The 15,531-nt window shown below is 35.7% G+C and carries 17 protein-coding genes; 2 read left to right on the top strand and 15 right to left on the bottom strand.

Annotated features, from left to right (window positions below):
• Positions 1-61 precede the first annotated feature (61 nt).
• The 3 genes from IGI80_RS16645 to ccpA form a co-directional block, all read right to left on the bottom strand.
• Complete coding sequence (locus IGI80_RS16645) at positions 62-1,162, bottom strand: ABC transporter permease (RefSeq protein WP_002420132.1); 1,101 nt, start codon at positions 1,160-1,162, stop codon at positions 62-64.
• Complete coding sequence (locus IGI80_RS16640; protein ID WP_033917921.1) at positions 1,155-1,847, bottom strand: ABC transporter ATP-binding protein; 693 nt, start codon at positions 1,845-1,847, stop codon at positions 1,155-1,157. Before IGI80_RS16640 ends, IGI80_RS16645 begins: the two co-directional genes overlap by 8 nt.
• A gap of 189 nt (positions 1,848-2,036) precedes the next feature.
• A complete protein-coding gene (gene ccpA, locus IGI80_RS16635; RefSeq protein ID WP_002357319.1) occupies positions 2,037-3,038 on the bottom strand; it encodes a catabolite control protein A in 1,002 nt (333 codons plus the stop codon).
• A 214-nt stretch (positions 3,039-3,252) separates the two neighbouring features.
• Here ccpA and IGI80_RS16630 point away from each other — a divergent pair, with 214 nt between their 5' ends.
• Entirely contained in the window at positions 3,253-4,356 is a 1,104-nt protein-coding gene (locus IGI80_RS16630; protein WP_002379504.1) for an aminopeptidase P family protein, read from the top strand.
• Positions 4,357-4,476: 120 nt separating this feature from the next.
• Here IGI80_RS16630 and IGI80_RS16625 read toward each other — a convergent pair whose 3' ends face one another.
• The 6 genes from IGI80_RS16625 to hprK form a co-directional block, all read right to left on the bottom strand.
• Positions 4,477-5,064 (bottom strand): YtxH domain-containing protein, encoded by a 588-nt coding sequence (locus tag IGI80_RS16625; protein WP_002381831.1) that lies wholly within the window; start codon positions 5,062-5,064, stop codon positions 4,477-4,479.
• A 15-nt stretch (positions 5,065-5,079) separates the two neighbouring features.
• Positions 5,080-5,511, bottom strand: coding sequence for a DUF948 domain-containing protein (locus IGI80_RS16620; RefSeq protein WP_002357316.1), 432 nt, complete (start codon positions 5,509-5,511; stop codon positions 5,080-5,082).
• A 177-nt stretch (positions 5,512-5,688) separates the two neighbouring features.
• Positions 5,689-6,585: a UTP--glucose-1-phosphate uridylyltransferase GalU gene (galU, locus tag IGI80_RS16615; RefSeq protein ID WP_438724194.1), complete on the bottom strand. Its 897-nt coding sequence runs from the start codon at positions 6,583-6,585 to the stop codon at positions 5,689-5,691.
• A gap of 11 nt (positions 6,586-6,596) precedes the next feature.
• Positions 6,597-7,619 carry an NAD(P)H-dependent glycerol-3-phosphate dehydrogenase gene (locus IGI80_RS16610; protein WP_010710294.1) on the bottom strand — a complete coding sequence of 341 codons (1,023 nt, stop codon included), beginning with the start codon at positions 7,617-7,619 and terminating at the stop codon, positions 6,597-6,599.
• Between the two features lie 68 nt (positions 7,620-7,687).
• The gene (lgt, locus tag IGI80_RS16605) at positions 7,688-8,521 is read right to left on the bottom strand and encodes a prolipoprotein diacylglyceryl transferase (RefSeq protein WP_002381830.1); all 834 of its coding nucleotides are present in this window, start codon (positions 8,519-8,521) and stop codon (positions 7,688-7,690) included.
• 17 nt (positions 8,522-8,538) lie between these two features.
• Complete coding sequence (gene hprK / locus IGI80_RS16600; protein ID WP_002357309.1) at positions 8,539-9,474, bottom strand: HPr(Ser) kinase/phosphatase; 936 nt, start codon at positions 9,472-9,474, stop codon at positions 8,539-8,541.
• 209 nt (positions 9,475-9,683) lie between these two features.
• On the opposite strand from hprK, the gene IGI80_RS16595 reads away from it, so the two are divergent.
• A complete protein-coding gene (locus tag IGI80_RS16595) occupies positions 9,684-10,646 on the top strand; it encodes a GIY-YIG nuclease family protein (protein WP_002361928.1) in 963 nt (320 codons plus the stop codon).
• Between the two features lie 35 nt (positions 10,647-10,681).
• On the opposite strand, the gene IGI80_RS16590 is transcribed toward IGI80_RS16595, so the two are convergent.
• The 6 genes from IGI80_RS16590 to pstB (IGI80_RS16565) all read right to left on the bottom strand — a co-directional run bounded on the left by IGI80_RS16590 (position 10,682) and on the right by pstB (IGI80_RS16565) (position 15,517).
• Entirely contained in the window at positions 10,682-11,038 is a 357-nt protein-coding gene (locus IGI80_RS16590) for a phage holin family protein (protein ID WP_002357307.1), read from the bottom strand.
• Positions 11,038-11,361, bottom strand: coding sequence for a PspC domain-containing protein (locus IGI80_RS16585; RefSeq protein WP_002357306.1), 324 nt, complete (start codon positions 11,359-11,361; stop codon positions 11,038-11,040). The genes IGI80_RS16590 and IGI80_RS16585 overlap by 1 nt, the downstream gene beginning before the upstream one ends.
• A 74-nt stretch (positions 11,362-11,435) precedes the next feature.
• Positions 11,436-13,037, bottom strand: a complete 1,602-nt coding sequence (liaX, locus tag IGI80_RS16580; RefSeq protein WP_438724193.1) for a daptomycin-sensing surface protein LiaX — start codon at positions 13,035-13,037, stop codon at positions 11,436-11,438.
• A 209-nt stretch (positions 13,038-13,246) separates the two neighbouring features.
• On the bottom strand, positions 13,247-13,924 hold the full coding sequence (gene phoU, locus IGI80_RS16575; RefSeq protein WP_002357304.1) for a phosphate signaling complex protein PhoU: 678 nt from the start codon (positions 13,922-13,924) through the stop codon (positions 13,247-13,249).
• Positions 13,925-13,938: 14 nt separating this feature from the next.
• A complete protein-coding gene (gene pstB / locus IGI80_RS16570) occupies positions 13,939-14,697 on the bottom strand; it encodes a phosphate ABC transporter ATP-binding protein PstB (protein ID WP_002357303.1) in 759 nt (252 codons plus the stop codon).
• 10 nt (positions 14,698-14,707) lie between these two features.
• A complete protein-coding gene (pstB, locus tag IGI80_RS16565) occupies positions 14,708-15,517 on the bottom strand; it encodes a phosphate ABC transporter ATP-binding protein PstB (RefSeq protein ID WP_002357302.1) in 810 nt (269 codons plus the stop codon).
• Positions 15,518-15,531: the final 14 nt, after the last annotated feature.

Below are 15,531 nucleotides of genomic sequence, written 5' to 3'. Positions count from 1 at the left end.
AGCTATTCAAAAATAGCTCCTACATTTAATGAAATAATATGCAGCAATCAACCTATTTTAACTAAAATAATCCCTTTCTGTTTCTCAAAACAATAGCAGATACTATTAAACTTATTAATACATAGACAACTATCATCTTTAAAGAAAAATCAAATGTGAGACCTATCTCATCCATCGGCTCATACCCATTTCCTCCATTAATAATTTTGGGAAAATTCATATAAGATGTAAAGAAAAATTTATTGGAAAGCATGCTAAATCCTGAAGATAATACCACACCAACAATTAGCAAGCTATGAACAATCAAATTTCCAGTAAATAGTGAAAGCAAGAAACTGAATACTGTCAATGCTAATAACAGCATACCAAACATAATTAGGCTTCTCGACAAATAGTTAGAAAGAGAAATGATTGTAACACTTTGTCCCTTTTCAATAATCGCGACTGGATAATCAGGGTTTCCCAGACCATTTTTGAAAAATGCACTGATTACAGAAAGAAAGATTGACAGATAAGAAACCAATCCGACTGTAAACAAAATACTACTTATTTTAATAGAATATTTTTTCCATAGTTTTAAGGGAAGGCCATTCCATAAAGAAACAGTATTTTTTCTTTTTTCTAAAGTTGCGAGCGCTATAATCATTAAACTAGGGATAATTAATAATAATGTATATGGAAAATCCATCGATAAAAGAAAACCTAGGTAATTCAAAGCAGGCATTTTAGCAACTTCAGAAGAATCCACTTGTTTGATCCTGTTTTCAGATAAATATTGCAATTCTTTGACTCTTTTTTGTTGCTCAATAATTGGTATACTGTACAACGTTCCTTTTAACATTGCGTTTAAATTACTTTCTTCCAATTTTTTCTCAGCTTCTAATAAAGCCCATTCATCACCAATTTTGATGGCATTAATTGCTTTCCTTAATTGCTCACTTTCATCTTCTATCTCATTTAAAGTTTCTTTTGCTGCAGGTTCATTTTTCATTTTTTCTTTCGCTTGTTCGTTATTTTTGATTCGGTTTTCATATTGCATTTCTTTAAAAGAAAGTTGTTGGGGTTGAGCTAGCAGCGGATAAATTAACATTAAAATAAAGGCTACAAACACAAACCACAGACTCTTCTCTTTCAATATTTTTATCGTTTCTATCTTAAGCATTTCTTTCTTCTCCTCTTAAATATAAGTTATCATATTGTTCACGTAAAGAAAGGTTACGTTGATCATTCTCAACCAGCTTTTTATTTTTCATAAATAAAATACGTGTACATGTGTGTTCAACATTATACAAATCATGAGAAGATAAAATAACTATTTTATCTTTGGAAACTATTTCTTTTAAGCACATTATGAATAAACTAACACTAGTAGGATCCAAGCCATTAAAAGGTTCGTCTAACAAAAGTATTGTTGCATCACTTGCTAGGTACATCGCTAATAATACATGTTGTTTCATTCCGAGAGATAATTTTTTTATTATTCTATTTTGATATTCTTTCATCTTTAATTGTTCAAAAATATGCTCTATATCGCTATTACTTTTCCAAGCGGCTTTAATATATTCAAGATGTTCTTTCGGCGTCAAATAATCATATAAATTTTTACTACTTTCAAGAAAAAATAGTTCTTTTAAATACGTTGCACTTCTACTATTGTAATCAATCTTATTTAAACTAATATTTCCATTTTTTCTAGGGATTAAACCAGATATAGCATTAAAGAACGTGGTTTTTCCAGTTCCATTAGGAGCAACTAAGCCAATTATTTCACCAAATTCAGCTTGCATAGATAAATTTTTTATAATTGTTCTATTACCATACTCGACAGTTAATTCTTTTACCTTCATAGAAACACCTCTTTTTTTAATCTAAAGATACCATAAGCAATGCTTTACCGACCGATTTTCTAATCAACTTAATCTTATTTTAATTTTCAATCTTACTGTGTATTAATAGCAGAATGCAAAAAAGTACAAGAAGAAATCATTTTCATGATTTCTTCTTGTACTTTTTTGCATTTCTAGTAGAATTTTCTCTTATTTTGTTGAACCTTTTTGATCAATTCCATAAGGTAAAACAACTGTTTTTTCTTCAATTTCTTCTTTGTTCATTAGTTTTGTTAATAAGCGCATTGACACGGCACCGATATCATATAAAGGTTGTGTAATACTTGATAGACGTGGACGAGAGACTTCTGTAAGCAATGAGTTATTGCTTGTAATGATTTCAAATTCTTCTGGAACTTTCACACCAGCATCTAGCATCCCATCTAATAAACCAATCGCTAGCTCATCATCTGTAACAAAGGCAGCAGTTGCCCCACTATTACGGACACGCTCAGCCAAATTAATCCCTGCTTTAAATTTATATTCAGATTCAAAAACTAAGCCTTCATTATAAGACAAGCCATTTTCCGCTAAAGCTTCTTTGTAGCCTTTCATTCGGTTTTGACCATTAATTGGATCGATTAATGCACCACTAACAAAAGCAATTTTTTTGTTCCCATTTTTCGCTAAAGTCGCTGTTGCATCTTTCGTTGCTTCTGTGTAATCAATATTAACGCTACCAACTTGTTCGTCTGGATCAATGGAACCTGCTAAGACAACAGGTGTTTTTGAACGTGAAAATTCACCACGAATATCATCTGTAATGCGATGACCCATAAAGATAATCCCATCTACTTGCTTGGCAAGTAAATTGTTTAATACAGTAACTTCTTTTTGATCGTCTCCATCTGAATTAGCTAAAATGATATTGTATTTATACATTGTAGCCACGTCGTCAATGCCACGTGCTAATGAAGCAAAAAATGCATTACTAACATCTGGAATAATGACACCCACTGTTGTCGTTTTTTTACTTGCTAAACCACGTGCGACTGCGTTAGGACGGTAATCTAAGCGATCAATCACTTCTAAGACTTTTTTACGCGTTGCTGGTTTTACATTGGGATTACCATTGACAACACGAGAAACAGTAGCCATAGATACATTTGCCTCTCTAGCAACATCATAAATTGTAATTGTTTGTTTTTCCATGTTTCTTCTCCTATAAATATGAATTTGTTCTCATTTTCTGAAAACACTGTTTACATTTCTTTCCTAGCCTAGAATATCAAAATTCTTCTATTTTTGCAACCGTTTTATCGTTTTTTCATGAAAATTTACTTTCCATTTCAAAAGGAACTTTTTGTCATTTCATGTTATGATAGTACTGTGATTCACTTCAGAATAAAAGAAAGAAGGATGTTTTATGAATCAAGAAAAAATTGCCGATTTAAAAAATTGGATGCACCAAGAAAAGATTGACTTCACTTATATTAGTGATCCTGGTCATATCGCTTACTTTTCCGGTTACGAAAGCGAACCTCATGAGCGCGTGTTAGCTTTGTTTATCGCTGCGGACGATCAATCATTTTTATTTACACCTGCATTGGAAGTCGAAGATGCCGAAAAGAGTAGTTGGACTTATCCCGTTTATGGTTATTTAGATAGCGAAAATCCTTGGGAAAAAATTGCGGCTTTATTAAATAAACGAACACAAGGCACACCACGCTTTGCTTTAGAAAAACAAGCTCTTTCTTTAGCTCGTTTCGATCAATTGAAAACCTATTTCCCAGCTAGCGATTTTTCTCATGATGTTACTCCTTTAATTGAAAAACTTCAATTAATTAAAACAGAACCTGAAATTCAACGTTTACTAGAAGCTGGTAGTTGGGCTGATGTCGCTTTTGAGATTGGCTTCAAAGCAATTCAAGCAGGCGTTGCGGAACAAGAAATTGTTGCAGAAATCGAGTATCAATTAAAACGTCAAGGTATTCGCTCAATGAGTTTTGATACGTTAGTCTTAACAGGAAAAAACGGAGCTAGTCCTCACGGGGTACCTGGCGAAACAAAAATTGAGCCCCATGACTTAGTGTTATTTGATTTAGGTGTCGTTCATAATGGCTATTGTAGTGATGCCACACGAACAGTCAGCTACTTGGAACCTTCTGATTTCCAAAAAGAAATTTATGGAATTGTCTTAGAAGCACAATTAGCAGCAACTGAAGCGGTGAAACCTGGTGTTACAGCAGGCGAATTAGATGATATTGCCCGAGGTGTAATCACAAAAGCTGGTTATGGTGAATACTTTAACCATCGCTTAGGCCATGGCATTGGAACCACTGTCCATGAATACCCATCGCTGGTTCATGGCAATGATTTAGTCATTGAAGAAGGTATGTGTTTCTCTATTGAGCCCGGTATTTACATTCCTGGAAAAGTAGGCGTTCGTATTGAAGATTGTTTACACGTAACAAAAACAGGCTCCGAACCATTCACTAAGACAACCAAAGAATTGCAAATTATTGAATAGCATAAAAATAAAATGAGGCCATCAGTCAACCGGACTGATGGCCTCATTTCTAAATTTTAAGGTAAGCCGCTGAACAAAAGCAACACGATCCGTTGCTAACTTTCATAAGCTAAACGCTTGTTACCCTTTAAATTCTTTTTTTACGTCTTTCGCTGCATCTTTAACATCTTCTTTTGCTTCTGCAGCTTTTTCAGGAACATCTTTGGTGGTTTCTTTTGCTTCATCGACACCAGCAGAAACAGTTTCTTTGGCCGCTGCCGCAGAATCTTTAACGTCAATATAGATATCTTCTGCTGCATCTTCGGCAATTTCACCTAAATCTTCTGCGTGATCTTGAGCATCGTCAGCTGCTTTTTTAAATTGATCAGATAAATCACCTGTTTGTTTTTTAAAGTTATCAAGCATGTCGCCAGAAACACCTTGTGCTTTATCCAATGAATCTTTTGTTTTTTCTTTGACAGAACCTGCCAAATCAGAGGCTTGATCTGATAAAACGCCGGCTTTTTGTTTTGCGATTTCTGTTAATTCTGTTCCTTTTTGAACAGCATAATCTGTGTAATCTTGCGCTTTGTTTTTTAAATCATCTGTTTGATTTGATAAATCATCACGTAATTCTTTACCTGATTTTGGTGCAAGTAATAATGCGGCAACGGCTGCTGCTGTTCCACCAATTACTGCTCCTAAGAAAAATCCGCCTTTTTTAGCCATAAAAATCTCCTCCAATTAGTTATTTGTTTTTTTATTTTTTGAACGCATTGCTCTAAAAGCAGAACCGCCTACTTTACTCACTAAACCAGCTTTCGCTGTGCCTTTCCCTACGGTTCCTACCTTTGTAATCAAATGTTTACTTGAGGTGTTCAATTCAGAGACACTTTCGCTTAAATCAGCAACGGCCGTAAACAACGGATCAATCGTTGCCACTTTTTGATTCACATCTGTCAATAGTTCATTGCTTTTAACAAGCAAGCCTTCCACTTGGCGACTCAATACATTCACATCGCTAGTCACGACTTTGATTGTTGTATTTGTTTCATCAATTGTATCTTCAATTTTTGAAACAACTTGAGAAACTTTATATAACACAAGTACTAAAAAGATGACTAAAACAACAAATGCTACCGCTGCAATTAAGGCAGCAATTTCCCCACCTGACATATCATTACTCCCCTCTGAAATTTTATTTATAATCTTAGGATAACACCAACTTATATTTTTCACAACTCATAAAGCTAAGAATGACAATTTATTTTATAAAATTCTCATGCCCTTTTCTTTAAGAAAAAAAGCGTAAAATTTCCTTCTAACGAATTGAAATTTTACGCTTATTTTTATTTATTTTTCTTTTGGTTGCTCTTTTTTCGCTAATTGAGCACCTAAATTAATAATGTATTCTCGTAAATTATCTTTTACTTCTGGATGAGTCAAACCATATTCAATGCTTGTTTTCATAAACCCAAATTTACCGCCAACGTCGTAACGTTCTCCTTTAAACTCACGAGCAAAAACGCGTTGTGTTTTATTTAAAGTGTCAATCGCATCTGTTAACTGAATTTCGTTACCAGCGCCTGGTTTTTGATTTTCAAGTACATCAAAAATTTCAGGGGTTAATAAATAACGGCCGATAATCGCTAAATCACTTGGTGCTTCCTCGGGTTTTGGTTTTTCAACAAAATTCTCGACATTGTATAGTCCTTTTTCGATTTCTTTTTCTGGGTTGATAATACCATATTTTGAAGTATCTTCATGGGGCACTTTCATTACAGCAATCGTCGAAGCATGTGTTTCTTCGTAATCATCCATTAATTGTTTCGTTAATGGCACTTTATCTTCCATTAAATCGTCGCCTAACATCACGACAAAAGGTTCATTGCCAACAAATGCTTTCGCTTGTAAAACAGCGTGTCCTAAGCCTTTCGGATGGGATTGACGAATAAAATATAAATTAACATCCGTTGTTTCTTCGACTAATTTCAATAAATCGGTTTTATTTTTTTCTTTTAAATTATTTTCTAATTCAACATTTGAATCAAAATGATCTTCAATCGGACGTTTGGCTTTGCCTGTCACAATTAAAATATCTTCGATTCCTGAAGCTAGTGCTTCTTCTACAATAAATTGAATCGTTGGTTTATCAACAATCGGTAACATTTCTTTTGCCATCGCTTTGGTAGCCGGCAAGAAACGTGTTCCTAACCCAGCTGCTGGAATAACTGCCTTTTTAACTTTCATCTTTTTTCCTCCTAAAAATCAAGTGTAAATTCGTTTTCGGTTTTGCCATCGCGCAACATGATTTCTTTTGCTGCTTGTTGTACATCTTCGTCATTGTACAAGACATTGTAGATTGTTTCTGTGATTGGCATTTCGACTTCTAATTGTTGTGCCAATTCATAGGCTGCTTTAGTTGTTGAAACACCTTCCACAATCATACCCATGTTTTCTAAGACTTCATCTAACTTATGGCCTTTTCCTAATAAATTACCCGCACGCCAATTTCGAGAATGGACACTTGTACAAGTAACAATTAAATCCCCAACACCACTTAAACCAATAAATGTTAATGGGTTTGCTCCCATCGCAACCCCTAAACGACTAATTTCTGCTAAACCACGAGTCATAATTGCCGCTTTGGCATTATCACCAAAGCCTAAGCCATGAATCGCTCCGGCGCCCAAAGCAATAATATTTTTTAAGGCCGCCCCTGTTTCTACACCAATCACATCATCATTCGTATAAATTCTAAAGTAATCATTCATAAACAACTCTTGCACATACACAGCGTCTGCTAAATTTTCGCTTGCTGCTGTAATGGTTGTGATATCATGAACAGCGACTTCTTCTGCATGGCTTGGACCAGATAAAACCACAATCCCTTGCCGTTTTTTTGCTGGAATCTCTTCTGCTATCACTTCTGAAATCCGCTTATGTGTACCTTGTTCGAGCCCTTTACTTGCATGAATAATAATTGGTTTTGTTTTTAAATGTTGGGCCACTTCTTGTGCTACTGAACGAATGGCTTTAGTTGGTACCACAAACAGTACCGCATCCACATCTACTAAAGCAGTAGCTAAATCAGTGGTTGCCTGAATTGAAGTAGGTAAGATTAATTCTGGTAAATAATGTTTGTTGGTGTGTTTTGTATTTATTTCATCGATTTGCTCTGGTTTATTTCCCCAAATACAGACCTCGTGTCCATTTTCGGCTAATACTTGAGCTAAAGCTGTCCCCCAGGAACCTGGACCTAAAACAGCGACTTTTTGTTTCATCGGTGAAACTCTCCTTTCGCTAAACAACGTTACTTCTTTAGTTTACCATATTCTTCGATCAAGTTGGATTAAGAAGTTGTTATTTTTTTCTTTTGTTTCTCCCGATTGTAAAATTTCAAATTGGGATTTCTTCTACGAACGATCACAATAACAATTGCTGCCACGAACATCACTAAAGACAACAATTGTGAGACACGAATGTTACTAAACGCATACAAACTGTCCATCCGTAAGCCTTCGATGAAGAAACGGCCGAAAGAATACCATATTATATAACCTAAAAAGACTTCGCCTTCTTTTAAAAAGTGTGGCTTTTTGCGTAATAACACTAAAACGATAAAGCCTAAAACATTCCAGACAGATTCATATAAAAATGTTGGTTGATGATACGTTCCGTTGATATTCATGTTATCAATGATAAACGTTGGTAAATGGAGATTTTCTAAAAATTGTCTGGTGGTCGCTGGCCCATAGGCTTCATGATTCATAAAGTTGCCCCAACGACCAATTGCTTGCGCTAAAATCACACTTGGTGCGGCAATATCTAAAAAAGTCCATGTAGAAATGAAACGATGACGCGTAAAGAAAAACAGCGCCAGTCCCCCACCAATAAGACCACCATAAATCGCTAAGCCACCATTTCGAGTAAAGAAAATTTCAATCGGATTGTCTACATAGTCTTGCCATTGAAAAGCGACGTAATACAAGCGCGCGCCAACAATTGCTGCAGGTAATCCCCAGAGCATAAAGTCAAAGACATCATCTTCTTTTAAACCAACACGAACGGCTTCACGACTACTTAGCCAAACAGCTAAAGCAATCCCTGAAACAATAATAATTGCATACCAATAGACGGGAATACCGAAAAGGCGAAATGCAATTGAATTTACTTGAGCTAACATCATCACATCTTCTCCTTCTATTCTCCTGAATTTTCTTCAATCAAACGGGTTAAGCGCTCTTCGAACGTTTTTGTTGCATCATAACCCATTGTTTTCGCGCGGAAGTTCATTGCTGCCACTTCAATGATAATGGCCACATTTCGGCCGGTCTTAACAGGAATACGAATCTGAGGGACATCAACGTTAGCTATTTCAACCATTGCATCATCACTACCAAGACGATCATATTTCTTGTCTTTTTCCCATGCCTCTAAATAAACGACCAATTGAACTTGCATAAAGCCACGGACCGCACTAGCTCCAAACAGGTTCATGACGTCAATAATTCCGATACCACGAATTTCAATTAAATGCTGCAAAATTTTTGGTGGCTCTCCAACCACGGTTAATTCATCTTGCTGATAAACATCGACACGATCGTCTGCGATTAGCCGATGTCCACGTTTAATAAGCTCTAAAGCTGTTTCACTTTTACCAATACCGCTATCTCCTTGAATCAAAACACCAAGTCCATAAACATCAACTAAAACCCCATGGACACTTGTGCGAACAGCTAAACGGCCATCTAAATAACTGGATAGTTCCCCTAGTAAACGGGAAGTTGAAATCGGTGAACGTAATACAGAAACGCCATTTTCTTTTGCTGCTGTAATTAATTCTTCGGGGATTTCTAGTCCTCTGGATACTATAAAGGCTGGAGTATCTTTCGCACATAAACGGCGCATCACTAATAAACGCTCTTCAGGCATCATTCGTTCCGCAAAGGTAATTTCTTTGCTCCCAAATAATTGTAAACGGTCATGGGAATAATAATTAAAATACCCAGTTAATTCTAAACCTGGCCGGGAAATTTCACCAGTTTTGATTGTTCTATTTAAGCTTTCTTCATCTCCGTATACTACTTCTAAAGAAAGATTTTCTACCAGTTGATAAATCTTTACCACTTCTGTCATATCGAATGTCAGTCCTTTCTGCTACTTGTTATATTTTATCATTTAAAAATACAAGTTTCTAGCTATTCACTAGATAATTCCTAGAATTATCATATTTCAAAAAAATGAAACTATTTTTCAGTGAAATTACCTATGCTATTTCTGTTACTTGACTATTTCAGAAAACTTTGTATACTTGAAGCCGATCCTTTTAAGAAAAGAGGAAACTTATGAAAGAATATTTAAAGGAAAAAGCCCATCAATTACCGTTAACGCCTGGTGTTTATTTAATGAAAGACGCAACCGACACAATTATTTATGTGGGTAAAGCCAAAAAATTAAAAAATCGCGTGTCGAGCTATTTTATTAATAGTAATCAACATTCTCGAAAGACGATGCGTTTAGTCAAACAAATTATAGACTTCGATGTTCTCCATACTGACACAGAATTGGATGCACTCCTCCTAGAATGTCAACTGATTCAACAGTATCGGCCGCGCTACAATCGCCAAATGAATGCTTATGAACAATATTCTTATGTATCGGTAGCCGTTAATGAGCGGCAATTAGAGATTAAACTCTTAAATATTCCCACTAAAGAGAACTGTTTTGGTCCTTATTCGATTCGCCGAAAATTAAACCGTTTAAAAATAATTTTGGATAGTATCTACGATCTCGTCCCAACCAACTATTGGCATCAAACCTTTCAAAAAGAGAGTGCCATTCCGACCGAACTATTTCAACAAGAATTGTTCGACTTTTTCCATAATCAAGGACGAGAACCAATCAAACGAATTGCTCAACAAATGCAAGAGGCTGCTGAAAAACAAGCCTTCGAAAAAGCGGCAAAACTCAAAGAAGATTGGCTCTTTTTGACGCGCTTTGCAAACCAAAATCAACGAATTAGTCAAGCTAACCAACGAGATTGGCAACTGATGTGGTTACCTTGTCAGAAAAAAATCAAATACTATTTAATTTACCAAGGCTTGGTGGTAGCAACACGTGTTGTAACTAAACAAACGTTTCAAAAATATTCATCGCTTGAACTAGCAAAAAAAATCATGCCCAAAAAACCACCGAAAACAATTGAGCATTACTCGAAGCAACAAGTTGATTTTTTAAACATTTTATATGGCTATATCAGCCGCCATCCAGAATGTCACCTAGAAAATTTAACCATCGAAAAAGCCTGAAGAACGCATTTTATGCTACGTTCTTCAGGCTTTTTTTATTCATATTTAGATAAATTGTGATCCGTAACGATCGTATTGACAATTGACATAATTACAGCCATTAGCACCGCTGCCCAAAAACTTGAGAAGCCAAAGTTCATTTCCCCCACAAAAAACGAGGTCATTTGTAAAATCGCTGCATTGACAACAAAGCTAAATAGACCAAACGTTAATAAAGTAAATGGGAGCGACAAGATTGTTAAGACTGGTTTCACCAACATATTTAGGATTGAGAGAACAAAGGCGGCAATAATTGCAGGCATTATGCCTCTCACATGAATCATGCCAGGAAAAACAACTGATAAAGAAATGAATGTCAGTGTATTAACAACCAATCGCTGAAAATATGTCATTAAAAGTCACTCCATTCGTCATCATCAATTTTTTCCGCTTCTTTACGTTGCTTTTTATTGGCAGCATAAGGATTTTCATTGCGAACATTTCTATTATAAGGATTTTGATGGCCGTAGCCGCGATCGCTTCCTGTTCTTCCAGAAGGGATCAAGACTGCTAAGGCAATGTATAAGAGAATGCCTGGAAATCCTGCTGAGAAAAAGCTGAGCAAGACATAAACGACACGAATAATTGTTGGGTCAATTCCTAGCCAATCAGCAATCCCAGCTAAGCTTCCTGTTAAAACCACGTTATTCGGAGATTTTGTTAGTTTTCTTTTCATATGTTTTCACCTCGTCTACTAAATTTTACACTAGAAAGGCTGATTCGTCAGCCCATCTAGCTTAAAATTATTAATTATTTATCCGTATCTTTTAGGAAAATACTTCCCGTTGTTGTAGAAGCATTAATTTGAGCCATTGATTCTTCCAGTACACGTCTAAAATGTAATTGTTGATTGCCGCGATCTTTCTTTTCACGAACAACTTCAATATCTGTTAAACGGCTGTTAATACTACCTAAATTAGTTTTCACTTGCCCTTCAACACCTAAGTCATTTGGCAAGGCCAATTTGATATTCCCATTTGCAGAGCTTGCTTCAACACGGCGAAGCGTTTTTTCTTTAGCTGTAATGCGGATATCTCCATTAATCAGAGAGACACTTAGACTTTCTGGTGCCGCGGAAATAGACACATCACCATTGACTGTTTCAATAATGTTATCTAAAATCGTTCCTTCTAGGACTTTAATTTCACCATTCACACCTTCAATTTCTAACATAGTTGCATCAATTTTTTTAAACGTAATCGTCCCATTCGTTGATTTTGTGTAAACATCTTTCGCTGTTAACTCTTCTACTAAGACATTTCCGTTTAATAATTTAACAGATACATGATCGTAAGTGCGTTTTGGTAAATAGAACGTTAAATCTGCTTTCACCCGTTTGTTTGGCACTTGGAAAGAAATCGTTTCATCATCCACATCAATGTCACTTCGTTCTAAGAAAGCTTCCATTGGTGAATCTCCTGCCATTTTACCATATAATTTGATTTTTGCTTCGACTTTCACATCTTCTTGATCCCAAGTTTTGAAAACCACGGTACCATTTGCTACCTTGACATCAATTAAACTTGCTTGTGGATTTGGATAGTTAAATTCATGTTCAAACTTAGTTGTTGCCACACCAGGAACTTTCATTTTAATGTCTTTCCATTCCACATTATCATTCATGGTGTCACTGAAAGAATTAAATGTTTTTTTCAAGAATTCTCCCACTTGGCCGCCAAATTCGGCAACTTTGCCGCCGACTTGGTTAAAGGTGTCTGTGGCTTGATCTTTCCACTCTTCAGAGAATTGAGAAGAAACTTTTTCTTTTGTATCATTCCATTGACCTTTCCATTGTTCTTTGCGAATGTTTTTTAGTTCTTCTTCCAGTGCTGTTTTTTCAGTACTTTGAGTCGCTAATTTTTCTTCTAATTGTGCAAGTAAAACGTGCAAGTCTTTTCGTTGAACTTGTTCATCTTCTGTTAATGCATCTAACTCTTCTTTTGTATCTAATGTTCCAATTTCTTCTGCGACTTCTTTAATTTCTTCTTTGATGCCGGCAATTTCTGCGTTGACTTCGTCCAATTCAGCCGAAGCACGATTGGCTTTTGTTGCTAACTCATCAAGAATTCTTTCTAAGTTTTCACGATCTTTTTCTGCACTGTCCTGTGTATTTTCTTCAAACGGATCAACAGTAGGTCCTTCTGATTCGCCTTTTTCTAATGCATCCATTAAATCTGCGACTTGATCTTCTTTATTTGTTGTTCCAATATTTTGTGTATCGACTTTTTCAGCAGCTTTTTCGATTTGTTTTTCATCTTTTTCAGTTGCCATATTTTCTAATAAAATTAACGCTTCTTCTGACGTTAGAATACCTTTTTTCACTAATTCTAATACGCGTTCTCTTTCTTTCATGGATATTGCCTCCTTAGCAAATTTTTCACTCAATAGTGTTTTCCTTACATGCATTATTATGCCTTGTTTTTGATCATTTGTCATAGGACTTAAGAACGATTTCTTCTCATTAGTAAGGACTAGTTTTATAAAATCAGTTCATTTTACGCTAAAAAAACTAGGAATTGGTCTAAAAAAGGCCGTCTCCTAGTTTTTTTTATTTGTTTTTCTTAAAATTGTTCGTCACGATTACTATTCAATTCGGTAATTTTACCAGTTGCCAAGTAAACAATCCACTCACAAATATTTGTGACATAGTCGCCAATTCTTTCCAAGTATTGTGCCACATGTAGATAATCAGTTCCGCTAATGACCGTTTCTGGATTAGCTTTCATTGCTTCTACGGCATGTTTGTAAATACTATCGAAATATTCATTAGTACGATCATCCATTTGTGCAATCATTCGTGCATCTTTTTGATCCGTTTTAACATAGGCGATTAAAACATTATCCACCATTTTTTTCACATAATCAGACATATCTGAAATTTCTTTTTCAATTTCAGGAATACGTGTTTCTCCTTTTAAGCGAATCGTTGATTTAGCAATTGAAACGGCATGGTCCGCCATTCTTTCTAAATCCGAACTAGCTTTCATAACAGTAATAATCATACGTAAGTCTGTTGTCACTGGTTGTTGTAACGCAATCATTTCAAAACTCTTTTTCTCAAGTTTGACTTCCATATCATTAATTTCAATATCGCGATCAATCACTTCTTGAGCCAATTTTTTATCATGATTAATATATGCCTTCACGGATTTATGGACGGCACTACTAACCATCATACCCATTTCATAAAATTGATTGTGCAGATTCAATAGTTCTTCTTCAAATTGTGTCCGTAACATTCTTTTTCCCCCTTTTAACCAAATTTACCAGAAATGTAATCTTCTGTTTGTTTTTCTTTTGGATTTAAAAATACTTTTTTCGTGTCATTAAATTCAATTAAATCACCTTGTAAAAAGAAGGCCGTTTTATCAGAGATCCGTGATGCTTGTGACATATTATGTGTCACCATAATCATGGTATATTTCTCTTTTAATGTTAACAGCATGTTTTCAATTTTACCACTAGAAACTGGGTCCAAGGCGCTAGTTGGTTCATCTAATAAAATAATATCCGGTTCCACAGCTAAAACACGAGCGATACAAACCCGCTGTTGTTGTCCACCAGAAAGTGAAAGTGCACTTTTGTGAAGTTTATCTTTGACATCCTCCCAAACGGCAGCAGCTTTCAAACTGGTTTCAACTGCTTCATCTAAGACTTGCTTGTCTTTGACTCCTTTTAGGCGCAAGCCATAAATCACATTTTCATAAACTGAAAACGGAAATGGATTAGGTTGTTGGAAAACCATGCCAATTTCTTTACGTAATTCAACGTTATCTGTTTTCGGTCCATAAATATCTTTTCCTTTATAGACGACACTTCCAGTAATAGTTACGTCTGGGATTAAATCATTCATACGATTCAAGCAACGTAAATACGTTGACTTCCCGCAACCAGAAGGACCAATCATGGCAGTTAATTCTCCTTGATTAAAAGTTAAATCAATGCCTTTCAATGCTTCTTTTTTCCCGTAATATAAATGTAAATCTTTTGATGAAATAATTTCTTTGCCCATCTTGCTCCTCCTAACCAAAATGTCCTGAAACGTAGTCTTCCGTTGCTTGAATTTTTGGTCGTGTAAAGATTTTTCTTGTATGGTCGTATTCAATGACTTTACCCATATAGAAGAAAGCTGTATAGTCACTAATCCGCGCCGCTTGTTGCATGTTATGTGTCACAATGATGATCGTGTAATCATCTTTTAAATTCACTAACGTTTCTTCAACCGTTCCTGTTGAAATCGGATCTAACGCGCTTGCCGGTTCATCTAACAATAAAATATCTGGTTTCATCGCAATTGCCCGAGCGATACACAAACGTTGTTGTTGCCCACCAGACAGAGCTAAGGCGCTTTTGTTTAAGTTATCTTTCACTTGATCCCAAAGTGCGGCTTGCTTCAAACTTGTTTCAACGATTTCATCTAATTTTTTCTTATCCTTTTCACCATGCTGTTTCAATGCGAATGTGATATTTTCATAGATAGATTTACTAAATGGATTGGGCCGCTGAAAAACCATGCCAATGCGTTTTCTCATTTCGTAGACGTCAACTTCTTTCGTATTGACATCGACATCTTTATACATGATTTTTCCAGTAACACGTGAATTGGCAATGCCATCGTTCATACGATTTAGCGAACGTAAATACGTGGATTTACCGCAACCAGAAGGTCCAATTAAGGCGGTTATTTTGTTCTTTTCAAATTGCAAATCAACACCTTTGATAGCCTCATTGTCCCCGTAAAAGACATGTAAGTCTTCCGTGTGTAACGCAATCGGGTCTTTTTGGCTATCTAGTTGAAGTAAATGGGTATCATTTAAATTGTATTCTTTCATGCTAATTCCCCTAA

It is taken from the genome of Enterococcus sp. DIV1420a (assembly GCF_051712165.1).
Lineage (GTDB): Bacteria > Bacillota > Bacilli > Lactobacillales > Enterococcaceae > Enterococcus > Enterococcus faecalis.
The sequence above is the reverse complement of the archived record's forward strand: the minus strand, read 5'-3'. Positions and strand labels throughout refer to the sequence as shown.